The organism is Pseudomonas syringae group sp. 26L6 (assembly GCF_032587815.1).
In the GTDB taxonomy this organism is placed as follows: Bacteria; Pseudomonadota; Gammaproteobacteria; order Pseudomonadales; family Pseudomonadaceae; genus Aquipseudomonas; species Aquipseudomonas amygdali.
This window is the reverse complement of record NZ_JAWHPJ010000053.1, coordinates 441,057-464,341: the sequence shown is the minus strand read 5'-3', so window position 1 is coordinate 464,341 and position 23,285 is coordinate 441,057. Positions and strand designations below refer to the sequence as shown.

24 protein-coding genes, 5 pseudogenes and 1 riboswitch are annotated in these 23,285 nt (G+C 53.0%); of the genes and pseudogenes, 24 read left to right on the top strand and 5 right to left on the bottom strand.

Translation table 11 applies throughout. The annotated features are described in order from the left end of the window. Positions 1–13: 13 nt before the first annotated feature. Together RYA97_RS26645 and RYA97_RS26640 are read left to right on the top strand one after the other, a co-directional pair. A pseudogene (locus RYA97_RS26645) lies at positions 14–775 on the top strand (MCP four helix bundle domain-containing protein); the annotation flags it as partial. After that, a complete protein-coding gene (locus RYA97_RS26640) occupies positions 770–1,633 on the top strand; it encodes a methyl-accepting chemotaxis protein (protein ID WP_407316741.1) in 864 nt (287 codons plus the stop codon). The pseudogene RYA97_RS26645 and the gene RYA97_RS26640, both read left to right, overlap by 6 nt. A gap of 125 nt (positions 1,634–1,758) precedes the next feature. Here RYA97_RS26640 and RYA97_RS22430 read toward each other — a convergent pair. Continuing rightward, a pseudogene (locus tag RYA97_RS22430) lies at positions 1,759–2,094 on the bottom strand (DUF1264 domain-containing protein); the annotation flags it as partial. A 222-nt stretch (positions 2,095–2,316) separates the two neighbouring features. Between RYA97_RS22430 and RYA97_RS22425 the strand changes: the two are divergent. After that, the gene (locus RYA97_RS22425) at positions 2,317–2,541 is read left to right on the top strand and encodes a DUF6555 family protein (protein ID WP_003425025.1); all 225 of its coding nucleotides are present in this window, start codon (positions 2,317–2,319) and stop codon (positions 2,539–2,541) included. Between the two features lie 87 nt (positions 2,542–2,628). Here the strand turns inward: RYA97_RS22425 and RYA97_RS22420 are convergent. Both RYA97_RS22420 and RYA97_RS22415 read right to left on the bottom strand, forming a co-directional pair. Further along, positions 2,629–2,837, bottom strand: a pseudogene (locus RYA97_RS22420) (hybrid sensor histidine kinase/response regulator); the annotation flags it as partial. Between the two features lie 137 nt (positions 2,838–2,974). After that, positions 2,975–3,409: a MerR family transcriptional regulator gene (locus RYA97_RS22415; RefSeq protein ID WP_003425026.1), complete on the bottom strand. Its 435-nt coding sequence runs from the start codon at positions 3,407–3,409 to the stop codon at positions 2,975–2,977. A gap of 91 nt (positions 3,410–3,500) precedes the next feature. On the opposite strand from RYA97_RS22415, the pseudogene RYA97_RS22410 reads away from it, so the two are divergent. The 10 genes and pseudogenes from RYA97_RS22410 to RYA97_RS22365 all read left to right on the top strand — a co-directional run. Beyond that, positions 3,501–4,139 (top strand): annotated as a pseudogene (locus RYA97_RS22410) (arsenic resistance protein); the annotation flags it as partial. Between the two features lie 115 nt (positions 4,140–4,254). Continuing rightward, on the top strand, positions 4,255–4,578 hold the full coding sequence (locus RYA97_RS22405) for a DUF190 domain-containing protein (protein WP_003425054.1): 324 nt from the start codon (positions 4,255–4,257) through the stop codon (positions 4,576–4,578). A gap of 95 nt (positions 4,579–4,673) precedes the next feature. Further along, a riboswitch (Fluoride riboswitch) is annotated at positions 4,674–4,746 on the top strand. An 80-nt stretch (positions 4,747–4,826) separates the two neighbouring features. Then, positions 4,827–6,173 carry a voltage-gated chloride channel family protein gene (locus tag RYA97_RS22400; protein ID WP_011267047.1) on the top strand — a complete coding sequence of 449 codons (1,347 nt, stop codon included), beginning with the start codon at positions 4,827–4,829 and terminating at the stop codon, positions 6,171–6,173. After that, the gene (locus RYA97_RS22395; protein WP_003317538.1) at positions 6,170–6,535 is read left to right on the top strand and encodes a hypothetical protein; all 366 of its coding nucleotides are present in this window, start codon (positions 6,170–6,172) and stop codon (positions 6,533–6,535) included. The genes RYA97_RS22400 and RYA97_RS22395 overlap by 4 nt, the downstream gene beginning before the upstream one ends. A gap of 80 nt (positions 6,536–6,615) precedes the next feature. Beyond that, positions 6,616–6,939 (top strand): DUF190 domain-containing protein, encoded by a 324-nt coding sequence (locus RYA97_RS22390; RefSeq protein ID WP_003425060.1) that lies wholly within the window; start codon positions 6,616–6,618, stop codon positions 6,937–6,939. 42 nt (positions 6,940–6,981) lie between these two features. Beyond that, positions 6,982–7,248, top strand: coding sequence for a hypothetical protein (locus RYA97_RS22385; protein ID WP_003317536.1), 267 nt, complete (start codon positions 6,982–6,984; stop codon positions 7,246–7,248). A 94-nt stretch (positions 7,249–7,342) separates the two neighbouring features. After that, on the top strand, positions 7,343–7,684 hold the full coding sequence (locus RYA97_RS22380) for a hypothetical protein (RefSeq protein WP_003317535.1): 342 nt from the start codon (positions 7,343–7,345) through the stop codon (positions 7,682–7,684). Positions 7,685–7,757: 73 nt separating this feature from the next. Next, positions 7,758–9,041: a phosphopyruvate hydratase gene (eno, locus tag RYA97_RS22375; protein ID WP_003317534.1), complete on the top strand. Its 1,284-nt coding sequence runs from the start codon at positions 7,758–7,760 to the stop codon at positions 9,039–9,041. 115 nt (positions 9,042–9,156) lie between these two features. Next, entirely contained in the window at positions 9,157–9,702 is a 546-nt protein-coding gene (ppa, locus tag RYA97_RS22370; RefSeq protein ID WP_003317533.1) for an inorganic diphosphatase, read from the top strand. Beyond that, complete coding sequence (locus RYA97_RS22365) at positions 9,702–10,304, top strand: uracil-DNA glycosylase (protein ID WP_003317532.1); 603 nt, start codon at positions 9,702–9,704, stop codon at positions 10,302–10,304. Before ppa ends, RYA97_RS22365 begins: the two co-directional genes overlap by 1 nt. Positions 10,305–10,312: 8 nt before the next feature. On the opposite strand, the gene RYA97_RS22360 is transcribed toward RYA97_RS22365, so the two are convergent. Continuing rightward, entirely contained in the window at positions 10,313–11,482 is a 1,170-nt protein-coding gene (locus RYA97_RS22360; protein WP_010428856.1) for a TDT family transporter, read from the bottom strand. 117 nt (positions 11,483–11,599) lie between these two features. Here RYA97_RS22360 and RYA97_RS22355 point away from each other — a divergent pair, with 117 nt between their 5' ends. The 3 genes from RYA97_RS22355 (at position 11,600) to RYA97_RS22345 (ending at position 14,356) form a co-directional block, all read left to right on the top strand. After that, on the top strand, positions 11,600–12,496 hold the full coding sequence (locus RYA97_RS22355; protein ID WP_003317531.1) for a LysR family transcriptional regulator: 897 nt from the start codon (positions 11,600–11,602) through the stop codon (positions 12,494–12,496). Positions 12,497–12,653: 157 nt separating this feature from the next. Beyond that, a complete protein-coding gene (locus RYA97_RS22350) occupies positions 12,654–13,646 on the top strand; it encodes a beta-propeller fold lactonase family protein (RefSeq protein WP_003317529.1) in 993 nt (330 codons plus the stop codon). Positions 13,647–13,975: 329 nt separating this feature from the next. Next, the gene (locus tag RYA97_RS22345) at positions 13,976–14,356 is read left to right on the top strand and encodes a hypothetical protein (RefSeq protein WP_003317528.1); all 381 of its coding nucleotides are present in this window, start codon (positions 13,976–13,978) and stop codon (positions 14,354–14,356) included. A 714-nt stretch (positions 14,357–15,070) separates the two neighbouring features. Here RYA97_RS22345 and RYA97_RS22340 read toward each other — a convergent pair. After that, a complete protein-coding gene (locus RYA97_RS22340; protein WP_003425065.1) occupies positions 15,071–16,033 on the bottom strand; it encodes a tyrosine-type recombinase/integrase in 963 nt (320 codons plus the stop codon). Between the two features lie 266 nt (positions 16,034–16,299). Between RYA97_RS22340 and RYA97_RS22335 the strand changes: the two genes are divergently transcribed. From RYA97_RS22335 to RYA97_RS22300, 8 genes and pseudogenes are all read left to right on the top strand, one after another. Then, positions 16,300–16,794: a hypothetical protein gene (locus RYA97_RS22335; protein ID WP_003425067.1), complete on the top strand. Its 495-nt coding sequence runs from the start codon at positions 16,300–16,302 to the stop codon at positions 16,792–16,794. Positions 16,795–16,926: 132 nt separating this feature from the next. Continuing rightward, positions 16,927–18,948: a DNA topoisomerase III gene (locus tag RYA97_RS22330; RefSeq protein WP_003425069.1), complete on the top strand. Its 2,022-nt coding sequence runs from the start codon at positions 16,927–16,929 to the stop codon at positions 18,946–18,948. An 819-nt stretch (positions 18,949–19,767) separates the two neighbouring features. Next, the gene (locus RYA97_RS22325) at positions 19,768–20,034 is read left to right on the top strand and encodes a hypothetical protein (protein WP_017699420.1); all 267 of its coding nucleotides are present in this window, start codon (positions 19,768–19,770) and stop codon (positions 20,032–20,034) included. A 348-nt stretch (positions 20,035–20,382) separates the two neighbouring features. Then, positions 20,383–20,931, top strand: coding sequence for a hypothetical protein (locus RYA97_RS22320; protein WP_003425071.1), 549 nt, complete (start codon positions 20,383–20,385; stop codon positions 20,929–20,931). A 307-nt stretch (positions 20,932–21,238) separates the two neighbouring features. Further along, positions 21,239–21,481, top strand: coding sequence for a hypothetical protein (locus RYA97_RS22315; protein ID WP_003317521.1), 243 nt, complete (start codon positions 21,239–21,241; stop codon positions 21,479–21,481). Positions 21,482–21,785: 304 nt separating this feature from the next. Next, positions 21,786–22,016, top strand: a pseudogene (locus tag RYA97_RS22310) (hypothetical protein). Positions 22,017–22,112: 96 nt separating this feature from the next. Further along, positions 22,113–22,685 (top strand): STY4534 family ICE replication protein, encoded by a 573-nt coding sequence (locus RYA97_RS22305; protein ID WP_004409789.1) that lies wholly within the window; start codon positions 22,113–22,115, stop codon positions 22,683–22,685. Positions 22,686–22,755: 70 nt separating this feature from the next. Then, positions 22,756–22,911 carry a hypothetical protein gene (locus tag RYA97_RS22300; RefSeq protein WP_003317518.1) on the top strand — a complete coding sequence of 52 codons (156 nt, stop codon included), beginning with the start codon at positions 22,756–22,758 and terminating at the stop codon, positions 22,909–22,911. Positions 22,912–23,285 lie beyond the last annotated feature (374 nt).

The window sequence follows — 23,285 nt, the reverse complement described above, 5'->3', positions numbered from 1 at the left end:
AGTGGGAAGTCCTATGCGGCTCAGAAATATAAACCTCGCTCCACGCGCCACCTTGTTTTTTTCGGCCATCATTTTGCTGGTCGTGGTCTTGGGCGTCATCGCCATACTGCAGATGGGCAAGCTTCGCGATACGGAAAAGGATGTCGAACTGAATTGGCTACCCAGTATTCGGCAAACCGCGATGATGAACTCCACCGTCCTTCGCGTCCGGTTGGAGACCCAGCGGGCCGTTGCCGATCCTCAAACCGTTCAGCAGACCATCGTCAAATTTCCTGCCTACCGGAAAGCCATGAAGGATGCGGTCTATAACTATGAGACCCTCATTGCGAGTGACCAGGAGCGACAGTTGTTCTTGGCCGTGAAAAAGTCCTACGACGATTACGCAAGCCAACTGGATCTGCTGGAACCTTTGTTGAAGGCAGGCGACACCGCTTCGATTGTCAAACTCGTCGCTACCGGTATACGTCCCCTCACGAACCAAATGGAAACTCAGGTCGAGGAATTAACACAATTCAATAACAAAGGCGCTGCGCTTGCCGGTGTTCAAGCGACGCAAGTTTATGATTCAGGTCTTTACATCGTCATCGGCCTGATTATCTTCGTCGCGCTCCTGACTCTTTGTTTGGCAACTCTTCTAACCAAAACGATTACGTCGCCCATCGGGAGCGCCCTTAGCGTCGCCGAACGCATTGCCTCAAGCGATCTGACGAAGGAGGTTGAGGTAAGCGGTACCGACGAGGCAGGCAGGCTTTTGAGCGCGTTGGCCACGATGCAGCAGAACCTTCGAAGCACGATCATGCAGATCGCTGACTCCTCATCCCAACTGGCTGCCGCCTCGGAAGAAATGACCGCGGTGACTGAGCAATCCAGCCTTGGCCTGGTGTCGCAGAATGATGAAGTAAATCAGGCTGCAACTGCTGTCACCGAGATGAGCGCTGCAGTGGACGAGGTAGCACGCAATGCCGAATCAGCTTCCGAAGAGTCCAGGAAAGGTCAGGGCTATACGGAGGTTGGTTTGGAGCGTGTATCGCAGACGCTTAAGTCCATCGAAAAGCTGTCGAGCAACGTGCGCGACACCAGCGAGCAGATCACTGGCTTGTCCAATCGTGCACAGAACATTTCCAAAGTGGTTGAGGTGATCAGAGCCATTGCTGAGCAGACCAATCTGCTTGCGCTCAATGCCGCGATCGAGGCCGCTAGGGCGGGTGAACAAGGCCGAGGCTTCGCAGTCGTTGCTGACGAAGTTCGAGCCCTCGCTCACCGCACGCAAGTGTCTACGCAAGAAATTGAGCAGATGATTCAGGCCATTCAGAACGATTCTGACCAGGCCGTGAAGGCGATGGCCACCAGCAGAGAACTGGCTGCAGAATCCCTAAGCGTCGCAGGCGATGCCAGCAGTTCGCTTGACCAGATCGCGACAGCTATTACGGGCATCAACGAGCGTAACATTCTCATCGCCACCGCTTCGGAAGAACAGGCGCACGTCGCCCGGGAAGTCGATCGCAATCTGGTTAGCATTCGCGAGCTGGCCTCCCAAAGTTCTGCAGGTGCAAGCCAGACTGCAAGCGCTTGCAACGAGATGTCGAAGCTTGCGGTTAGTCTGAATCAGCTGGTCAATCGTTTCAAGGTTTAAGGTATTCACGTACGTCAGCGGACTCGTCCGATGTCCTTGGATATCGGACCTAGACTGTCGACTGTGCCTTGGCGATATACCGTCCTCCCTGAGCGTGAGCCTGCAGGGATTGCACAGTCTATTGGCTATTGGGTTGATCGGCTGTTTGTGTTTTGTGGGGTGGGTGACGTTGCGGGCCCGTGAAGATGTCCCGTAGGATCGTTGATCTGAATTGTCTTCCCATGCTGCCATCCATCCGCACCTGGATCTGCTTTGGGGATCTGAATATCGGCTCGTTGAGCTTTGATTGCCGACTTGACGATTCCCAAGCGTTGGTTGCGTTGTTGCTGCATTGCGGGATCAGCCTGGCCGTCAGCTGTGAACCCCATCATCAGTTGTGGAACACCTAGGGGAAGTGTTTTGTCTTGATCGGTGTGCCAGGTGTGCCACGTCTTGCCATGGGTATGAGCCAGTCGCTCCACCCGGTCAGCAATCTGAGTGACTCCACAGCAATTGAGCTTCATGGCCTGAAGATTGGTTGATAACAGATCGGGGATTCGCCACTTGCCTTTAGGCCTCAGTGTGGACTAAACACTATGCCGCCATTGCCGGAGCTGGTGAGGTGATTCAAAGAGACGGAACTTAGGAACTTGGGGATTTTCCGAATAAGGGAACTTCGTCACATTCCGGGAAAGGAATTGCCCATGCCACACTCCGCTCATTATCGAATCGAGTACGTGCACAATGGTGCCGACAAGAGCTTTTACGTCAGCGCGGAAATCATGAGCAATGCTGAGGCCTGGCACTGGGCTGCAGTGGATTCGGGGGTAGCGCAGATCCCGAAATATCGCCGAGACAGGGTCCAGATCGTTAGCAAGCCACTCGCCAAGCGGCACGGTATTGTCCAGGTGCAGTGGTCGCACGCTTAGTAGTCAGCTCAGTCTCGCATGGTGTATCAATGCACCATTAGAGCAAGCTGGCGGGCTTTGACGGCTGCACTGAACAAGAACGAATAGTCATCTGACCCCGTTGGGCCCCTCCAGCACTTGCCTCACCTTCTTAGCCAGATCGATGGGCACGTAAGATTTGGATAACATCAAAATCCCCCCGCATCCGTAGGCTCTAGCGAGTTTTCGGAATAACCAGTTTTCAGCGACACCTTTGGAGTGGGGTAAAAGCGCTTGGCTTCCCGGGCCAGCGTCACGCCTTTCATTCCACCAGGAATTGATCAGGTCGTAAGCGTCTGCCGAACACATCTTGTACCAGCCCGTTTGGTGTAGACGGACGCTCGAAACACCCTGTCGAGGCTATCGCGCTATTCGGTTTCGATGGCAGCTTGCTCCCCCTATGCTCTTGACTCGTCTAGGAGCAGCAACCAGAGCGAACCCCAGCAGCAGGTTCAAAAAGTGACTCAACAATCGTGCAGTCTGGAGTGTTCGAACCTAAGCATGTTGACTCACACATACCTGCCATTGAGAGCAGCTCTACCCGGATTTGCTGAAGCTTTGCTACCTTCGACTCTACTTCCGCTAGGTGCTTCTTGACCACCGAAAGCGCGTCAGCGCACGGACGATCAGCATCTGCTGCGAGCGCGATGAGTTCTCGGATATCTTCGAGCGGGAAACCCAATTCACGATTCTGCCGGATGAAGACGAGTCTTGATCGATGCTTTTCAGTATAGATTCGATGACGCCCAGTCGACCGCAGGGCGGGAGGTAAAAGGCCTATTTTCTCGTAGTAGCGAATCGTTTCAATGTGGCAACCCGTTGATTTCGACAGCGCCCCGATTCCTGACATGCAAACTCCCCAAGCATTTTCTTGAACCTGTAGCAGCTACAGATATTAACCTGTCTTCAGAAAATAATTTCACGCGCTTGAAGGGCATTTTGTGGACAGAGAACAGCTAGAGACTAACCAGATTCCCATTTACTTCGTCGCGGTCATTGTCGCGGCCCTCGGAGGCCTGCTCGCCCCCAATGCGTCTGAAGCATTAGGGTCGACGGTGACACCCACCATCGCAGTGCTGATGTACGCCATGTTTCTACAGATCCCGTTCTTGGATCTCCGTAATGGCCTCGCAAATAAGCGTTTCATGGCGGCGCTGCTCACAGCCAACTTCGTGGCCATCCCCTTGCTGGTTTGGGCATTGACGATGGGGATAACCAATCACCCGGCGATTTTGGTGGGTGCCCTGTTGGTCTTGCTGACGCCTTGTATCGACTATGTGGTGGTTTTTACCCATATCGGTAAAGGCGACTCCAAACTCACTCTGGCGGCCACCCCATTGCTTCTTTTGATGCAGCTTGTACTGCTGCCGGTGTACCTGACCTTCATGCTGGGTAACGACTCAACAGTGGTCATTTCTATAGGCCCATTTGTTGAGGCCTTTGTGATGCTGATCGCTTTGCCTTTGGTCTTAGCGGTAGCAACAGCTGCCGGGGCAAAGAGATCACGCATCGTTGAAAGCTGGAACAACGCATGGGCCTGGATGCCTGTACCGGCTATGGCGGCTGTATTGGTCGTGATGGGTAGGCTGCCCTGGGCGCTAGGCTCAGTTTCACTACACGTCGTGGGCTCGCTGGTAATGACGGCTGCCGGGCTTCTGTCCTATCAAATAATCAACACGCGCTGAGGAGAGGAACATGAAAGCTTTTCTGGTGACCTTCTTTACTCAACAGAATCGTCGCTATCAGGGAAAGATGCTCGGCGACTGGGTCGTTGATTTGGCGAAAGAAATGGGACTGCGGGGTGCGACTCTGTCCACAGGTATCGAAGGCTTTGGGCATACCGGCCGGCTGCATTCCTCGCATTTTTTTGAACTAGCGGATCAGCCTACCGAAATTCGTATGGCCATTACCGAGGACGAATCTGAACAGTTATTCAAGCGATTGGAGCTTGAAGATATCTCGTTGTTTTACATAAAAACCCCAGTTGAGCTGGGCTTCGTCGGAACAGAGGTCACCTAGTTTGGCCCTCTTTCGTAAGCGGTGACTCGAAGACGCCTTCGCTTGCCTCGTACTCCGAAACACGATTTTACATTTTGGACAGACCTAGCTAAGATCGGCGCATTGGAGATGGCATTCCTCCATTAACAAACCGCTGCGCCCGTAGCAGCTGATGATGCCTACAGAAACCTGATCAAACCAGGTCTGTAGGCGTTCGCGCTTAGAATCCCTTCTTTGGTCAGGCCCACTTATTTTTTGTGGCTGGCCAAATGTCTAAATTTCGACGACCTGAACAACTCGACTTACTGCCCTATATAGCGAAATGGCTTGCGCTTGCTGGTCTTGTAGCTCTTTTGGCAGGCTCTGCTTCTGCGTTATTCCTGCTTTCTTTGGATCATGCCACCCAGTGGCGAGAAACCCATCCCTGGGTAATCTGGCTCCTGCCAGTGGCCGGCTTTGCTGTGGGACTTGCATATCACTTGATAGGCAAACCCGTTGATGCCGGAAACAACCTGATCATCGATGAGATCCATGATCCTAAGAAGATCGTGCCTTTGCGCATGGTGCCGATGGTGCTGATCGGAACCGTGGTTTCCCACCTTTTTGGTGCATCTGTGGGACGTGAGGGGACGGCGGTGCAAATGGGCGGTGCCCTTGCCGATCAACTGACGCATGTCTTCCGTCTGCGCCGCGAAGACCGTCGGGTGATTCTCATGGCCGGTATCAGTGCTGGCTTTGCGTCCGTCTTCGGCACCCCTCTTGCCGGGGCTTTATTCGGACTTGAAGTATTGGCCATTGGACGTATGCGTTACGACGCGCTTTTCCCTTGCGTGGTTGCGGCAATCGTTGCTGACCAGGTGGGGCAAGCCTGGGGCGTGGTTCACACGCATTACGTCATTGGCGAAGTGGTTCCGGTGCAGCTGTGGAGCGTCATGGCTGTGGTGGCAGCTGGGATTGTCTTTGGCCTTACCGGCCTGCTATTCGCGACTGCGACCCACAAGCTCGGAGCCTTCGTTAAGCGGCTTATCACCTATTCACCATTAAGACCCTTCGCCGGCGGCCTGCTGATCGCAGTCGCAGTGTGGGCGCTCGGTAGTAACCATTACATCGACGTTGATAAGTACATCGGGCTAGGCATTCCGAGCATCGTCCAATCCTTTCAAATGCCAATGGCCCCTTGGGACTGGCTTGGAAAGATGGTGTTCACCGTTGTCTCCCTGGGGACTGGATTCAAGGGCGGCGAAGTCACACCGCTGTTTTACATCGGTGCCACCTTGGGGAATGCGCTGGCTCCCCTCTTGCACCTTCCCTTCGGCATGCTGGCTGGTATCGGCTTTGTCGCCGTCTTTGCCGGTGCAGCTAATACGCCACTGGCAACCATCGTTATGGCCATGGAGCTCTTCGGGCCCGAAATTGCTCCGCTTGCAGCCATTGCCTGTATCGCAAGTTACCTCGTATCCGGACACACCGGGATCTATCACGCCCAGCGCGTCGGCCACAGCAAGCATCACCGTCCTCTTCCGGAGGAAATCCGGCTCTCTGATATCAAGCAATTTCATGCTCAAAGTGAATCCGCCAGCGAGCGGAAAGTGACTCTTGCGGGGGAAGAGAAATGATTGAACATCACCAAGATCGCCTGACAGCTTTGCAACTCTATTTTCCTGGCGCTAGCCGGGCTCGCGTGACCAGCTTCTGGCACCACCTAAGCGCACCTGCACTAGCCCAGCACCTCCTTAAAGTTGCTCAAAAAGCAAGAATTGAGCAGGTCATGCTCAAGACGATTTCTGCAGGTTATTTGCCAGGCCATCGCATCTCCCATCATCACCCGGAGCTTGGCGATATGCGTCATCCCCAGTGTCTGGAATTGCTAGATACAGAGGACAAGCTGCGCGCATACCTGCGCGACCACGCTGACGAGTTACGCAAGGTGCGAGCAGTTCTTCTCTTATGTGAGTTACCGCTCACTGACGCGTCGTAATTCAGTTTGAAAACAGCTCGGAAATGAAGAGGTAAGGCCGACCGAAGCGTCGGTCACTCGCGACATTAGAGGATGTAGCTATGAACGGCTTTCAACTGACGTTTTTCACCGAACAGAGTACCAACTACCAGCACCTTCCACTGGGAGAGTGGTTGGTCGAGTTCGCCAAGCGAGAGGGCGCGTTGGGTGCGACGTTGGTGAGCGGTACAGAGGGGCTAGATCATTTGGGGCATTTGCATACGGCGCATTTCCTCGGCGGTGCCGACCATCCCGTCACGGTGACTATATCCACTGATGAAATTGGGTGCGACAGGTTGCTGGAGGCATTGGCCAAGGAGTCGTTTTCACTGAGCTATATCAAATTGCCCATCGAATACGGTCGAGTGGGCCAGGCGAAAAACTAAAAAACGCACCTTGTTGGACAACCGATAAAAAGGATAAACGCCATGTACCGAGTTTATAACCTACGTCCACAGCCAGCCCCCGCTAACTGGGCTCATGACAACAGGCAGCTCCTCGTAGGACTGGTTTTTTGGTCGCTTTTTCTGGCGGGCATCGCAGACAATCAAAAGATTTCGAGCGAGGGGTGGTACGTCGTCACCCCGCTCGAAGGCGCATTAGTCACGATGCGTATGCCCAGTGAAAAGTCCTGCAAGGCCGACGTAGCCCAGACCTGCGTACCGGGCTACGAGCTGAGAGCACAGCAACATTGAGCGCGATGGCGGTTGGCAATCCAAAGATGAGATCGCGAAATGGAGCTCACCGACGTCGGCTCATCAAAATCATTTTAGAGAATTGGGAGACCACATGAGCGCAGTGACGCTGAGCATCGTATTCGGGCTTGTGATGGGCAGGTTTTTCACAGGATCCGTCTATGAGTTCGCCGCGCTTTTCATCGTAAGCGTTGGAGTGTCCTTGCTGACCTTTCATCTGCTAAATCAAAGGCGCGTCAGGCTACAAGCCCAGACGGCGTATTGCTGCTCTGTAATGGTTGCTTCAAACCAAATGATGGAGCTTTTCCAGATGGCAAAAAGAGGGCAGTTCATGCCCTTGGTGGGAGAGATTCCTGAACTAATTATTGGAGGCTTCTTGGTTCCCGCAATTGCGGTGTCGGCAGTGCAGCTGTTCAGGATACTCATGGAGAGCTGACGTCCGACATAGAGGCCTCTCAACGGATTCAAATGGTTAATGACGCTCCCGAATCGTTACTTGGAGAAGATCAATGAAAACGCAAATCCAGGCCATTCATGCACGTGAAATTCTCGATTCACGCGGTAACCCTACCGTTGAAGTCGACGTCACCTTGGAGTGCGGCGCCATGGGCCGGGCTTCAGTACCGTCCGGTGCCTCTACAGGCGCTCACGAAGCAGTTGAGTTGCGTGACAAAGATACACAGCGGTACTCCGGCAAGGGAGTGTTAAAGGCCGTTAGCAATGTGAATACCGAAATACTTGAGTCTCTGAGGGGCATGAATGCGATTGACCAGGAACAAATTGATCATTTGATGATTAAGCTGGATGGAACCTCTGATAAATCCAGGCTTGGAGGAAACGCGATCTTGGGCGTGAGCCTCGCCGTTGCCAGAGCGGCGGCTTCTGCGCTGAACTTGCCCTTGTTCCAATATCTGGGCGGCGAGCAAGCAGCAAGAATGCCCGTCCCGATGTTCAATATTCTCAATGGCGGTGTTCACGCCAACTGGCAAGGCCCTGACTTTCAGGAATTCATGATTGCACCTACAGGGGCTGGCAGTTTCAAGGAAGCCTTGCGATGGGGCTCCGAGGTGTACCACGAGCTGAAAGCGGTGCTTAAGGACGCCGGCTATTCAACAGCGGTCGGAGATGAGGGCGGCTTTGCGCCGGCACTCAAGAAAAACTCAGACGCCATTGAGCTGATCATCAAGGCAATCGAGAGGGCTGGTTACACCCCTGGATCTCAGATCGAGATCGCTATCGATCCAGCATCCAGCGGCTTCTATGAAAACGGCCTTTACCATCTGCGCTCTGAGGGTCGTAAGGTCGATGCTCAAGAGCTGATTAATCTCTATTCCTCCTGGGTCGACAAGTATCCGATTGCGGTACTGGAAGATGGACTCGCGGAAGACGATTGGTCAGGCTGGAAGCTATTGAATGCAGCTCTGGGTGACCGGATCGAGTTGGTTGGAGATGACCTATTTGTCACCAATGTCGAACGGATTCAGCGAGGCATCACAGAAAACGTCGCCAATGCCGTATTGATCAAACCTAATCAAATCGGAACGCTGACTGAGACCAAAGCCGCCATCGAAATGGCCTATGGGGCAAATTGGGGGGCGATGGTTTCTCATCGTAGCGGGGAGACGGTGGACAGCTCCATCGCTGATCTGACTGTCGCGATGGGGACTGGCCATCTCAAGACAGGAGCTCCATGCCGGGGGGAGCGGGTCGAGAAATACAATCAGTTTCTGCGAATAGAAGAGGATCTTGGCAGCCGTGCGTTTTATGCAGGACATGATGCATTCGTGCGCTGACGGCCTATCGCCGGTAAACCTGTTGGACTGGTTACCGTAAAAAAACGAACCACGTATAGCTGTTGGCAAAAACGTCAGTGGCATTGGCCTTTCCTAGACGCTTGGAGATATGAGCATGAGCTACACGGATATTCCAGCTGGTAACGCGATCCCCGATGACTTCTTCACCGTTATCGAGATTCCTGCAAACCACTCGCCGATCAAGTACGAGGTGGACAAGCCAAGTGGACAGATCTTCGTTGATCGCTTCCTCAGCACGCCGATGTTCTACCCGGCTAACTACGGGTTCATTCCAAATACCTTGAGCGATGACGGCGATCCTTTGGACGTCCTCGTGATTTGCCCTTACCCGGTATCACCTGGCGTTGTCATCCGCAGTCGCCCAGTAGGTGTGATGTACATGACGGACGAAGCTGGTGCGGATGCCAAGGTAATCGCAGTGCCTCATGAAAAACTCAGCTCTATGTACAGCAATGTAAAGGAATGCTCTGACCTCCCTGCGTTACTCCTCGCACAGATTCAGCACTTCTTCGAAAACTACAAAGCGTTAGAGCCGGGTAAGTGGGTGAAAATGGGCCGCTGGGGGAGCGCAGACGAAGCGCGGGAAGATATTCGTAAATCGGTAGCGGCCTATAACCTGAAGAAGGAGGCTTCCAAGTAGTGTTACTCAATCAGAAAAGCGCAGAGCAGGAAATTTCTCTTAAGGTAAGAGAAGACTTTTTGCTGCTGCCGAAAACTGCTGAATTGACGCGCTGGGTAATGGCCCAGTCCACGGGCGAAAGAACATTACCGTATTTCGATCCACTGGATGGCGGCGTCTTCGCAAGGGTATTGATCTTGTTGGAATCGCCCGCTCGAACGGTCAGTCTTCCACGGTATGTCTCAAGAGACAATCCGGGGCCTGCACAACGCAACCTGAAAGGTTTCATTGAGCAGGTTGGACTGGCACGTCACAAAACCGTCCTTTGGAATTTGTACCCTTGGTTACCAGATCTCGATAAGCCCAAGGGTCCGCTCCGCAGAGCGCAAATTGAGGAAGGTATCGAGATGCTGATCACGCTACTGACGCTTTTCCCTGATCTCGTCACTATCGTGTTTGCCGGACGTGTTGCCCAGAAAGCCATACCGCGTGTTCGGCTCGCCTTCCCTAATTTTTCATTGCTGGAAATGCCACACCCAAGCCCCCTTTCCGTTTGCACTCACCCGAATGTTAGGCAGCGCATTTTGTCCACACTGCGTCACGCCAAACAGTCGATCAAGTAGCCAAAGGCTCAGGTTTTGCTCGCCTTGCTCAGCGAGTGGATACACGGCGAGACGAACAAGTTGCCGCGATAGGCACCAGCCAGGGTTTTAGCCGCGACGATCATCCACATGACAGTCAGCATCAACACCAGCACCACGCCAAAGAAGCTAAAGAACGTGAGGTGCAGCATAGAGCCCAATTTGAGGGTTGTTACGGCGTACACTCCCAGCGGAAAGGTGAAGCCCCACCAGCCGAGGTTGAAGGGAATGCCCTCCCTGAAGTAGCGCCCGGTAATTAGCAGCGCCAATACCATCCACCACAATCCCAGCCCCCAGAACAGCACACCACCGATCAAGCCAATGCCCTCGGCTACGCCGCCGATGCTTGCCATTCCATGGGCAGCAAAGATTGCTGGAGCATCGTTGCCCAGCAGCAACATCCCCAAAGCCCCGGTACCGATCGGCCCTAAAGACAGCCAGCTCGATGCTGCCATGCTTTCATGAGGTAGTTTGTGCAGAGCCATGCGCAGTAACAGGATCACCAGTATGCTCAAGGCGACGGGCACCGAGTAGGCCCACAGCACGTAGCTGGTGATGAGCATGGTGAACTGTGCGCTCGCATCAGCGAGGTGCGGAGCCAATAGACCGCCACTGGCGGCAGCCACCTCAGCCGCAACTACTGGCAGCAGCCATACCGCTGTCATCTGATCAATGCTGTGCTGCTGGCGAGTAAACATCATATACGGGATCAGCACCCCGCAGGCCAATGCCATGGTGACATCGATCCACCACAACACTTCGGCTAAAGCGACTACCCCACCCCCCCAGCGTGGCAAACCATAAAGGAGAAAACCGTTGATGATGGTCGCCAATCCCATGGGGATAGTTCCAAAAAACATCGATACAGTGGAGTGGCCGAAGATCTGTTTGGCCTCATCGAAGAACAATACCCAACGGCTCGCGTACATCAGCGTAAACAGGCAAAACAGCACGATATTAAAAAACCACAAGGCTTCCCCTAACGCTTTGGGCCACTGCGCAACAAAGGGCAGTTGGCCCAGAGCCAGCGCCAGAATCCCGGTGCCCATCGTGGCGGCGAACCAGTTGGGTGTGAACTGCCGGATCGCTTCTCGTGGATTGGACAAAGCCGCCAGTGGATGGCTGCCGCCCATTATAGCTGCGAGTCGTGTCTCACTCATTTTCGCGCTCCCGCTTCAGTGTGCCTTCGATATGACATGGTTGAAGTATAGCTTGATGGGAATAGCGGTAAAAACGGATAGTATAGGTTTATATGACCTATAAAGAAGGTAGATTACATGAAGCTAAGCCTACGCCAGCTACAAATTTTCTGCGCCGTCGCGCAGCACGGTAGCACCACCAGCGCCGCCATTTCGGTGTCACTGTCCCAATCTGCAACCAGCGCCGCACTGAACGAGTTGGAAAGCGCCTTGGATACCAGGCTGTTCGACCGTGTAGGCAAGCGTTTAGTGCTGAACGATAACGGCCATGCCTTACTGCCTCAAGCCAGAAGGATGCTTGAGAATGCACAACAGATAGAGGCCAGTTTCTTACCCGGCCATGCCGGGCTGAAGACACGCTTGCGGGTAGGATGCAGTACCACGATAGGCAATTATGTTCTGCCATTGATTCTCGGTGAGCTACGTCAATCAACACCACATTTGAGGGTCGATGTCGACATGGCCAACAGCATGGCTATCGCAAGAAGAGTCGCTGATTTCGAGATTGATATGGGCCTGATCGAGGGGCCTTGCCACCTGCCCGAACTCAGTGCCGAGCCTTGGCTAATTGATGAGTTGCTTATTGCCGCAGGCCAACGGCACCCCTTGGCACTAAAGCAGCAGGTCACACTTGATGATCTTCGTACCGCTGAATGGCTACTGCGCGAGCCAGGTTCTGGTACCCGTGAAGAAGTCGAACAATTGCTGCTGCGTCATTTGCACGATCTCGCCGAAACGCGCCAGATCGGCAGTTCAGAGGCCATCAAGCATACCCTCGCACAAGGCATCGGCATCAGTTGCCTGTCCCGCTGGGTCGTTCGGGATCTACTGGCCTCTGAAGTCTTGGTTGAACTGCCGCACGCGTTGCCTGCACTGACCCGACGTTTTTTTCTGATCCGTCACCGGGACAAATACATCTCGCCTGGGCTTGAGCGATTCTGGGAAAAATGCAGTCAATTCGTGAGCCAGGAGTAGCTAGACCTATTTATAAAACAGGTAAGAGCTACCAAAACAAGTTGTTTGCGGAATTTATCAACGACGCATAAAGTCAACTCATTGCCCTGCAGCGATGAACGAGTTGTATATGCCAAGGCGCGACTGGGTGCCTTGCTTACCCTATGAGGAAATTCTGATGAATGTGATAAAGAAAACCGTCACAGCCCTGACGTTGGGTGTTGCGTTGGCCGCATCGATGAGCGCGTGGGCCGCGCAAGATCGCTGGACGTTTGACGGCGATATTCACAACAACTCGCTGGCCGTCAGCCCTGATGAAACGACGGCGGTGGTCTCTTACAGTCAGCGTCCAGATGTAGTGGTTTATGATTTGAAAACCGGTAAGGTTCGCCAGGTTCTCACCGGCTACGTCACGCCGCGAAATATTGTGTTTTCGCCAACTGGCGATGTGTTCTACCTCTCCGACAGCAGTTTGGGGGTCGTGCGCAAGATTGACACCAAGACTTTAAAAGTGATCGCAGATATTCCGTTGGGCGCAGGTGCTTTTGGTACCACACTCAGCAAGGACGGAAGCCTGCTCTACGTCAACAATGAAGCGGCCAGCACGCTGTCGGTCATTGACCTTGATCACCAGCGGCCAGTAGCTGTGGTACCTGGCTTCTCCCAACCGCGCCAGGGCATCCGAGTAAGTCCTGACGGCAAAACCGTCTATGTCACCAACTTTCTTGGGGACAAAATTACCTTGGTCGACAGCAAGACCAATACGATTGAAGGTGAGATCACTGGCTTCAACAAGTTGCGCGCCATCTCCATATCGGCGGACGGCAATACGCTGTACGCGGCTAACAGCGGCAGTAACAGCATCGCAGTTGTCGACACTCAAAAACGCGCCATCACAACCACCGTCATTGTTGGCAAAGACCCCTACGGCGCAGCCCTCACTCCAGACGGGCTGCACGTCTACTCGGGTAACCTCGGTGACAACAGCCTTTCAGTGATCGACACCAAAACGCTGAAAGTGACCACCACTGTGACCGGTTTGAAGGCACCCCGCCAGGCCATTGTCTTCACCAAAGACAAGTCGAAGGCGTATGTCCTCAATGAGGACTTGAGTATCTCCACAGTCGATCTCGCCAGCAACAAGGTGGTGTCGACGCTCAAGGCCGACTGATTGAACAGCGCAGGCCTTCATGGGGGCCTGCTGATACTCCACGACCAAGTGAATAATAATGAGTGAAAATGATGAGTCCTGGATGATGGATCGCCGTCGCTCATTGAGATGAGCCAATGATGCTTGACCGTGAGCGTCGCTTTGCTCAATTGAGGAAGGCACAGGGTCCGGGGGGGGGGAGAGCCCAGCATTCCAGCAAAAAATGATATCGGGACGTTTTTTCTATGGAGTCGAATTAACCTGTTTGTGGCTCGTCTATTGTCTGATCGCTTGCCGTTTCAGAGGCAGGTGGGTCTTCTAAAAATTAAAAATGACCAAAGGAAATACATATGTTCAAAAAGATGATTCTCACCGTCGCTGTTGCCGCCAGCTGCATGTCGGGTTTGGCGCTCGCCGATGCGCCAGTCAAGCTTGCTGAAACGGACAAGGGAAAAGTACTCGTAGACGCAAAAGGTATGACTCTTTATACCTTCGGTAAGGACACCTCGGGCAAGTCGGTCTGCAATGGGCCATGCGCTTCAAACTGGCCACCTCTACCGGTATCCGCAGACGCGAAAGCGGGTCATGATTACTCTGTCATCACTCGAGACGATGGCACAAAACAATGGGCATACAAAGGCATGCCACTTTACAGCTGGGTCAAAGATACCAAGCCAGGGGATACAACCGGTGACGGCGTCAACCAAGTCTGGCACGTTGCCAAGCCGTAACGTCAAATAATTAATAGGCTGGCTTACGCCACTGGCTTTGTCAGTGGCGCAAACCAGAAGAATACACACCTGATATTTTCGCCAACATACAGCCGCCGCGCCTCATAAATCTTTGATGGATCATTTCAACGAAAAATGGGGCCGAGGTACGGTACACCTTGGACGTATTCCCGTAACGCCAGCCTGAGGATTTCGTTTGGCCGGGAGTCTGTGACGATGCGCATGGTGGTTCCATCCAGCCGCTAGTGGACCGATATTCTGAGGCAACGCCAATTAGAACGGTAGGGCATCGTAAATATGCGGGCGAAGGTCTGCTTATGGCCGAAAGCTGCCGTTAATAAGCCGACCAACAGGCGTCGCTTTGTTGGTTGGTGCGCATGGCTTACAACTCAAACAAGGGTATGGTTTTGGGCGTATCAAATCGGCCCGCACAGCGCTACCTTCAGCATCTAACAAACGTACGCTGAGGAGTCGAAACAGTGGAGACTGAACGAGGTGTTGAGGAACGGAACGGTCGATGGTCGATCGTTGCCGGACGTGCTGTATGCACTGGCTGCATGGAAAGCCAAGCGCTGGAAGACTGCGAAAGCCCCTTTCTACATGCCGACACCTGTCCAGCCAGCGATGTGGAAGGTCATCATCCATGGGCAGCGTTGCACCACATCCTTGGCAGTGCGCGTGGGTGAGCTGCCGCTTAGGCCTCGATCACTTCAATTAATACTTCACTTTATAGGTGGGTGAATCCTCCGGCCGGTTCTCCCGCCGATCGTAGATCTTGGTCGTGCTGATGTTGGCATGACCCAGCCAGGCCTGGACCTTGGCGATATCGGCTTCATGCTCCAAGGCGTTGGTGGCTGCCGTTGCTCGGAGTCCATGAACCCCAAGGCCGTCGACCTCAATCCCGGCCTTTTTCGCGTAGGCCGTGACGACGGCATAGATGCCGTTTGCCGTGATACCGGCGCCGGTCAATTTACCTCGCAGCGGCATGAACAGTGGCACCTTCCGTTCGGCCAGATGATGCTCTGAGTTTTCCAGGTACTGATGAATACGCCCGGCTGCGATCGGGTGCAACGGGAGGTATCGCACCTTGCCGCCCTTGCCGTGAACCTTCAGATGCTGAATACCGCGGCGCTCCTGAATGTCGCTCACCTGCAGCAGCGCCGCTTCTTCACGGCGCAGTCCGTGATAGAGAAGAACAGCCAATAGCGCCCGGTCGCGCTGCCCTTTAAGTGTTGTTTCATCCGGCGCCTCGAGCAGCGCCTTCGCCTGGTGGTCACCCAACGCCGGCGTCTTGCCTTCATTGCTTTCTATCCTGGGACGTTTTACCCCATGCACTGGATTGCCGCCGGCGATCGCATTGTTCTCCAGGAGGTGATCAAAGAGGCTGGCCAGCGCGGCCAATTTGCGCCGGATCGTGGCTCCGGCCAAACCGCGATGCTCGAGGTGGGCTCGCCAGGCTAAAACATGCGATCGGGTCACGACCCGAAATTCATCGGCCGAAGCCAAGCCGATAAAACTACAGAAGTCTTCCAGGTCGTTTTGGTAAGCACGTCGTGTTCGAGGGTTGTCCAGGTTGGCAAACCACTCGACCGCGGCTGGAACCTTGGCCAGCGTCTGAAATTCGACCGCCGTGAGCCGACGCTGATCATTCGTATGGTTTTTCGTCAGTTCCTGCATATCGTTCTCATCATTGGCTATCCTGCAATCGCTCTCAAAGCTTTCGGTCACAAAATCATCGCTATATCAGTCCGCCGTTGCTAAAACCGATAAACGGCAATAAGTGGTGATAACCTATTTTATCACCCTAAATTAGCTTTCGCTTGGATCGGAGGTTCTCTGGAAGCGCACCTCCTACCGATCATCAAAAGTGCAGAGCCATCAGGCTTGCTATCAGGAATCTCACTGCTATTATCAAATCGCCACTATCAAAAGGAATTGCGTCAATGACTGGACCAAGAGTTTACGTTATCCAATATGATGAAAAGAATGAGTACCCCTATGGATTTGTTTCAGTTCCAGATTGGGAGATGAAGCTTCCAGAAAAGATTCAGGACGAGGATGCACTTCGCATTCAATATGTAGTTGAATATAATAAAGATGGGGACGCAGAACTTTACAAAGTTACAGGATGGGACCGGAGGATAGTAAACCGATCGCAAGGAAAGATGATTGACTGGACTCTGAGAATAGGGGGGACAGTTGGATTATCCAAGGAGCAGGTAAATTACTTGTTGGATACTTACCGTCCAGGTACGGAACTGACATCTTCTCAAGTGACAGACTTTGACGCCTTTCTAAATAGATCTCGTAAACCTCCAGAGGTCTTCGACCTAGACGGAGTTTTAAGGAAGGCAATGTCGTTGGAGGATGCAAAGCTTGCGGTTTCGAAATTCTACCATGTTAGACCTGAGCAGGTTCAAATCAACATCATAGGATAAATGACGGCATTCGGTGGACGCGTGAGGCGCTTCAGATAACCCTGTTGGACCAGTATAGGGTTTTCTAAGGCGCATAACTTCTCAAGCAGGCAATGTTTCTCCTTTGAGTAAAACGACCTCATCGGAGTCCTTATGCGTTTGTATCTGTGCGAGAAGCCCAGCCAGGGTAAAGACATCGCCGCCGTACTCGGGGCCAAGACACGAGGTGACGGCTGCATCAAGGGCAATGGTGTGGCCGTGACCTGGGGAATTGGGCACTTGCTGGAAACGGCTCCACCGGATGCCTATGGCGATCACCTGAAAAACTGGAGCCTGGATACACTTCCAATCCTGCCTGTTGAATGGAAAGTGCTCGTAAAGCCGAAAACCTCCAGTCAGTTCAAGATCGTCAAGCAGCTTCTCAAGCAGGCTACCGAGCTCGTCATTGCGACAGACGCTGACCGCGAGGGGGAGATGATCGCGCGCGAACTGATCGAGTATTGTGGGTACCGAGGACCGATTCAGAGGCTATGGCTGTCTGCGCTCAATGAAGCATCCATCCGCCAAGCGCTCAACACCGTCAAGCAAGGCTCAGAAACCTACCCGTTGTACCTCTCGGCGCTCGCTCGCTCCAGAGCGGACTGGCTCATCGGTATGAATTTTTCGCGGCTATTCACCCTGCTCGGCCGACAGGCCGGGTACACCGGTGTGCTCTCCGTGGGCCGTGTCCAAACACCGACCCTTCGCCTGGTGGTCGACCGCGACCGGGATATCTCGAACTTCATACCCAAACCGTTCTGGAGTGTCGAGGTTCAGCTCTGGACGGCAGGACAATCGTTCTTGGCGAAATGGGTCGCCGATGAGTACGTGGTAGATGAGGAAGGCCGTTGCCTTGATCAAGCTGCTGCAGCTGCTGCACTGGCCGCGCTGAAAAGTAGTCAGGCTGCCTCAACAGTTTCTGTTGATACAAAGCGTGGCAAGGATCCAGCTCCGCTCCCGTTCGATCTGAGCACCCTGCAGGAGGTGTGCTCTGCAAAGTTTGGGATGGGTGTGCAAGAGACGCTGGACGTAGCACAGTCACTTTACGAAACTCACAAGGCGACGACCTACCCAAGGACCGATTGCGGGTACCTGCCGGAGAGCATGTTTGACGAAGTGCCGATGGTCCTCGATGCTCTGAATCGAACGGATCCATCCATCGGCAAGACGCTGCAACTGATCGACCCGGAGCAACGTTCCCGGGCATGGAATGACAAAAAAATCACTGGTCCCCACCACGGGATAATCCCCACGCTTGAACCTGCAAACCTTTCAGCAATGTCTGAGAAGGAACGCAAGGTCTATGAATTGATCCGCGCCCACTTCCTTGCGCAGTTCCTGCCTACCCATGAGTACGACCGGACCGTGGCCACCTTCGAATGCAATGCCGTTCTACTGCAAGCAGTGGGCAAGCGAATCGTGGTCCCAGGCTGGAAGGTTCTTTTTTCTGCATCGTCCGAAGAAGAGGCTGATGACAGTGGCGGCCGCTCTCAGATCCTGCCAGTGCTGCAAATTGGCACTCGGTGTGACGTTCAGGACCTGCATCTCAAATCGCTGAAAACTGAGCCGCCCAAGGCTTACACCGAAGGTACATTGATCAAAGCGATGAAAACCATTGCCAAGCTGGTGAAGGATCCACGACTGGCTCAAAAGCTCAAGGAAACCACCGGTATTGGTACTGAAGCAACTCGCGCAGGCACGATTCAGGGCTTGATAGACCGAGGGTCACTCATCAAGAAAGGTAGCGCGCTGCGAGCAACTGAAGCAGCATTCTCGCTAATTGATGCGGTCCCTCCTGCTGTGGCCGATCCCGGCACAACTGCGATATGGGAGCAAGCGCTTACGATGATCGAGCAAGGCACCTTGACGCTCGATGATTTTATCGCCAGACAATCGAGCTGGATCACCAGGCTCGTCGAACAATACAAAGGCACCACCTTGTCGATCAAAGTGCCCGAAGGTCCCAAGTGCCCTTTGTGCAGTGCGAAAACCTCGCAGCGTAAAGGATCCTCAGGCGTTTTCTGGGCGTGTTCCCGCTACCCCGAATGCAAAGGTACGGTGAACATTGGTACAGGGAAGAAAAAATCACCTGGCAAGTCAGCCAAGCCCCGAGCCGCTACTGTCAAGAGCAGCTGAGAGGCTGGTGATAGCGGGGTTACAAATGATGTGCCACAATGGGGCTACTACCAGTTCCACCCCGCTGGTCACTGACGGTCATCAGTGACACCCTGGAGAAGTCGGCCTTGCCTTCATTCTCCTCCCCCAAAGTACGCAAAGCATCGGGAGGGGCGTACAGATCTTGTTGTGAATTCTCCCTGTGTCTCCCTGTTCAGTAGCAGACACGCAGCCGTCTAACTCGTGAAAGCGGGTTCATAGGCACACAGAGTTCACAGAAGGTTCGATGCATAGTCGTCTCAGGGCCGCACTGGTGTTGCGGTCCACTTTTTTTTAAAAACGCTTCCGACTCTCTCGGCAGGTAACCTGGTCATCTCGCAACGCTGGATGACCAGGTTACCTTCCGAGGTAGCCACTTTTCGCTGCCGGCGCCCACCGGTGAAAAAACGGGTTCCCTTTGTGCGCGAATGCGTGCCTTTTGATAACTGGCCCAAGCCACGACAACGGGCCGGGTGATGTCGATGTAGCAATGCGTGCGATCAATGCCCAGGGATCCTCGCTGAGCTAGCGCTCACAGGTGGCAAACTTTACAAGTTGTTGCAAAGTACACATCGGCTGAGAGCTAGCGTCTTCAATGAGATAGCTCTCAGCACGATTCCCATTGAGTCAGCGTTAGAACAACATTGTTTCTCCAGCCAGATAAAGCGTCTGTTCGCGTGAAATTCCTCCAACAGGTTGTTCTTTCGCGTGAATAAAACAAGCTCTAATTACGCCTCGCTTTTGCGGGGCTGAGTCAGTAAGGAACGCTGTATTTTGCGTTCATCAATATTAGGAATTAACATGAGTGTGCTGAAGGGAGTGCTTGACTGGATGATCACTAAACTTGCGTCTAAGCAATCTCCAGTAAGACCAGAAACAGTTGAGAACCAAGCGGCTCAGGCAGCCTTAGAACTCGCTGCGATTCTGAGAGTAGGGGGAGCCTTGGAGCATGATGAGATCCCGATGATCACACGTCGACTGCAGTCCGTGATTGATGCGACAAATGCCGTGGTTGCTGCCTGCGAACCAAGTCAAGCAGAAGGAAGATACTGTCGTAGAGAGCTCTGACACAAGCATCTCACGCTGGTCGTGGCCAAACCCGACAGCTCGTGCTTGACAAGCCTTCAAAGAATTCACATTCTCAAGACATGTACCGCTGACGTTGTCAGCAACATGCCCGGGTAGTCAGGATCTCACGACTACGATGCGTCCCACGCATTGATCCCGCCCAAAGTTCGCAAAGCTTCCGGAGGCGCGAACGATCGGTATTGGTTACCGATGGATGCATATTTCACATCGCCCGCAACGCTGCACTCGGCTTGGCTGAGTCATGTCATACAACTCACCTGCCCTCGGGGAATACTTTCCCTTAGGGACAAGTTTCTCCGTTTTCTACTATTTGAACGGAGACTGACCATGTCGAATCACACGGCTATGCACTCAGCATCTCAGAATGTTGAAATCACGAAACGCGTTGATATGCTTTATGGCGAGGCATGCCGTCAATTTCCGACATACGAAACGATGGTCTTTGAGCATTTCTGCTCTCAGATGATTGAGACTTTCGGCGATGACGAACTGGCGCTTGAAGCAGCAGATGCGTTTACCTATGCACGCTTGGACTATGATTATCTTTCCCCGTCAGAAATCAAGGCGGCAAGGGAAATTAATCGAAGCCATGGAATCTGCAGTCACGGTCTTACTGAAGACACCTGCCCATGCGGTTGTTTTGAGTTCACTGGGCCAGAGGTTTATGAGCACTATGGACCTGAAGATTGTGACCTTACTGATGCTGAAGTCTTTGAAATAAGTGATCCAGCCCTCGCGATGAGTGATGAGGAATGGGAGCTTATGAATGAACAATGGCGTCAACAAGAAATGTTATACGCAAGCAAACCTATCCGTAACCTCCTCAAAGCTTTGTGGATTAAGGCGTTGGAGTTATCAACTATTCGTCGAAGGTAGTCTGGATCTCACGACTACGATGCGTTCTACGCATTGATCCAACCTAAAGTTCGCAAAGCTTCCGGAGGCGCGAACGATCGGTGTTTCAAACGCCGATGGATGCACATTAAACGCGTCACTCACCCAGCGGGGAATCACTCCCCTCTCGGGCGGTGTTCTCCGCAATTTTCCCTGGAGAAACATCATGAGTACAGCAAGCTTTCGTTTTGGCGTTATGGTTGGTACAGCATTGCGTGAATGCATCCGTGCAGTCACTCATAAGCCTAATCCTGAACCAGTGCAAGTCGCACCACAGCAAGTCAGGACAATGCCAGAACCTGTGATGTCCAACGAACAGTGGGAACAATACCGCCTGCCGGCATTGGCTCGATGCAAACACGTCGATCTTGCTGGCTGGTATGATCACCACATGCAAGAAATTCAAGCCAAACCCGTAAAGAAACCCCGGAAATCTCGCGCATCGAAGGCGCTTGAAACATCCCAAAAGCAGGATGCTGAACCACCAGTCAAGGCCCCTGTGATGGGTCCTTTGGACCAGCTCATTGCCTAATACTCCCCACCCTTGGCAAGCCCCTCATGTATTGAGGGGCTTTTTTCATTTGGAGGGTTGACAAACGAATCGCCCTTAAAGGATTCTAAAGCCATGTACCGCTGACGTTGTCAGCAACATGCCCGAGGTAGTCTGGATTTCATGACTACGATGCGTTTTTCGCATTAATCCAACCCCCAGTTCGCAAAGCATTCGGAAGCGCGAACGGTTGATCAGTTTATCTGGTTGATGGATGCACAATGATTCTCTCACCCCATCGGGACCTTTCCCGTAGGGTTGGTCTCGTGCCCAGCAGGAGACCTTCATGAAAAGCAGTATTGCGCTGTACCAAGCATTGATTTCAATCGATGTTCCGGAAGACCGCGCCGCTGCAGTCGTCGATGCTCTGGAGTCGGATATGCAAACGCAACTCGCGACAAAAGCCGACATCGACACTCTCTAGTCTAGACTCGAACTGAAACTCACCATTCGTATGGCCGTCATGCTGACTGCTGCTGTAGGCGTTATGCTTACTGCGTTCAGATTCATGCATTGATTGTCGTAAAATTTCGCTTTACCACCCATGCGGGGAATACCTTCCCCCTGAGCGAAGTGTATCTCCGCTTTGAACACTCAAAACTGGAGATACATCATGAGCAATTCTACCAACGAAACCAAATACTTCGACCTGCACACCGTCGGCATTGGCTATCTCAACCGCATTCGTGAAGTGAAGCCTCGTAAGGGCGCTCCTTTCATGGCTGTGACAGTAGCTGCCCTCAAAGGCACATCTGAGAAACCTGAGTACGCCTACATTGACTGCAACGTGGTTGGTGCTGAAGCTGACAAGCTGATTCGCCGTTGCCAGGAAGCTGTTGCTGCCGAGAAGAAGGTTCTTGTCTCTTTCCGGATCGGCGATATCTGGGCTGATGTTTTTACTTACAGCAGTGGTGCTAAGCAGGGCCAAGCAGGTGTCAGCCTCAAAGGCCGTCTCTTGTACCTTGCCTGGATCAAAGTTGAAGGTGAATACGTCTATCAGGCTCCGCAGAAAGAAGAAGCACCTGCCTCTTCTGAAAGTTCAGAGTCCGAAGCTACCCCAGTCGTTCAATCCGAGGCGTCTGCCTCCAGCGAACCAACTGATGTGGCTACTCCAGCTGCTACTCCCCCTAAGCCAACACGAGCAAAACCAGCTCGCGCAGGACGAGGAGAGAAACAAGCCGCTTGATAGATTTTTTACAACCTCAAGGCGCCCTGCAGGCGCCTTTTCTTTTCTCCACAAAGTAGGTAACGACTTCATGAAATTCGCTATCGCTACACTCGTGCTTACAGTGCTAAGCATATTTTTTCTGGAATTTGGACAACAGCTCTCCGCTCAACTACTGACACAGATCGGCGCAGGAGGACTGGTCGCCACTTTTCTTGCAATGACAGGTATGGTGATCACTTCTTGACACTAAACCTTCTACTTTACCCTTAAGGCCCCCACCCTTAAGGGTCCGGGGCCCTTATATTGGAGCTCCTATGGACAGTAATACTAATAGACTTACCTTGCGACTTGAGCTCGCTTTGCTGATCTCAAAAGCACACACTCAAGATAGTATCTATCAACAGGTTTTGAACAAAGATACGCCTCCGGATCGCTTTTCCAGTTTGTATTGGGAGGATGTCCTGGACAAGCTCGAAGACTTGGCCCTATTGGACCACGTTGAGAATTTCACACCGGACCACAGCTCGTATATTGAAGATGCTGCACTCCTCAGGTCTTACTGGACTCTTCGGGAATGGTGCGGGATAGATATATATCCTGATAGCCCATCCGCTGTAA

Coding starts and splice junctions, on each gene's coding strand:
- RYA97_RS22300 (WP_003317518.1), top strand. CDS start 22,756: ATGAAATTCGCTATCGCTACACTCGTGCTTACAGTGCTAAGCATATTT.
- RYA97_RS22350 (WP_003317529.1), top strand. CDS start 12,654: ATGAATGTGATAAAGAAAACCGTCACAGCCCTGACGTTGGGTGTTGCG.
- ppa (WP_003317533.1), top strand. CDS start 9,157: ATGAGCTACACGGATATTCCAGCTGGTAACGCGATCCCCGATGACTTC.
- RYA97_RS22315 (WP_003317521.1), top strand. CDS start 21,239: ATGCCAGAACCTGTGATGTCCAACGAACAGTGGGAACAATACCGCCTG.
- RYA97_RS22345 (WP_003317528.1), top strand. CDS start 13,976: ATGTTCAAAAAGATGATTCTCACCGTCGCTGTTGCCGCCAGCTGCATG.
- RYA97_RS22415 (WP_003425026.1), bottom strand. CDS start 3,409: ATGTCAGGAATCGGGGCGCTGTCGAAATCAACGGGTTGCCACATTGAA.
- RYA97_RS22325 (WP_017699420.1), top strand. CDS start 19,768: ATGAGTGTGCTGAAGGGAGTGCTTGACTGGATGATCACTAAACTTGCG.
- RYA97_RS22390 (WP_003425060.1), top strand. CDS start 6,616: ATGAACGGCTTTCAACTGACGTTTTTCACCGAACAGAGTACCAACTAC.
- RYA97_RS22395 (WP_003317538.1), top strand. CDS start 6,170: ATGATTGAACATCACCAAGATCGCCTGACAGCTTTGCAACTCTATTTT.
- RYA97_RS22360 (WP_010428856.1), bottom strand. CDS start 11,482: ATGAGTGAGACACGACTCGCAGCTATAATGGGCGGCAGCCATCCACTG.
- RYA97_RS22335 (WP_003425067.1), top strand. CDS start 16,300: ATGACTGGACCAAGAGTTTACGTTATCCAATATGATGAAAAGAATGAG.
- RYA97_RS26640 (WP_407316741.1), top strand. CDS start 770: ATGCAGCAGAACCTTCGAAGCACGATCATGCAGATCGCTGACTCCTCA.
- RYA97_RS22380 (WP_003317535.1), top strand. CDS start 7,343: ATGAGCGCAGTGACGCTGAGCATCGTATTCGGGCTTGTGATGGGCAGG.
- RYA97_RS22385 (WP_003317536.1), top strand. CDS start 6,982: ATGTACCGAGTTTATAACCTACGTCCACAGCCAGCCCCCGCTAACTGG.
- RYA97_RS22405 (WP_003425054.1), top strand. CDS start 4,255: ATGAAAGCTTTTCTGGTGACCTTCTTTACTCAACAGAATCGTCGCTAT.
- RYA97_RS22400 (WP_011267047.1), top strand. CDS start 4,827: ATGTCTAAATTTCGACGACCTGAACAACTCGACTTACTGCCCTATATA.
- RYA97_RS22425 (WP_003425025.1), top strand. CDS start 2,317: ATGCCACACTCCGCTCATTATCGAATCGAGTACGTGCACAATGGTGCC.
- RYA97_RS22330 (WP_003425069.1), top strand. CDS start 16,927: ATGCGTTTGTATCTGTGCGAGAAGCCCAGCCAGGGTAAAGACATCGCC.
- RYA97_RS22305 (WP_004409789.1), top strand. CDS start 22,113: ATGAGCAATTCTACCAACGAAACCAAATACTTCGACCTGCACACCGTC.
- RYA97_RS22340 (WP_003425065.1), bottom strand. CDS start 16,033: ATGCAGGAACTGACGAAAAACCATACGAATGATCAGCGTCGGCTCACG.
- RYA97_RS22355 (WP_003317531.1), top strand. CDS start 11,600: ATGAAGCTAAGCCTACGCCAGCTACAAATTTTCTGCGCCGTCGCGCAG.
- eno (WP_003317534.1), top strand. CDS start 7,758: ATGAAAACGCAAATCCAGGCCATTCATGCACGTGAAATTCTCGATTCA.
- RYA97_RS22320 (WP_003425071.1), top strand. CDS start 20,383: ATGTCGAATCACACGGCTATGCACTCAGCATCTCAGAATGTTGAAATC.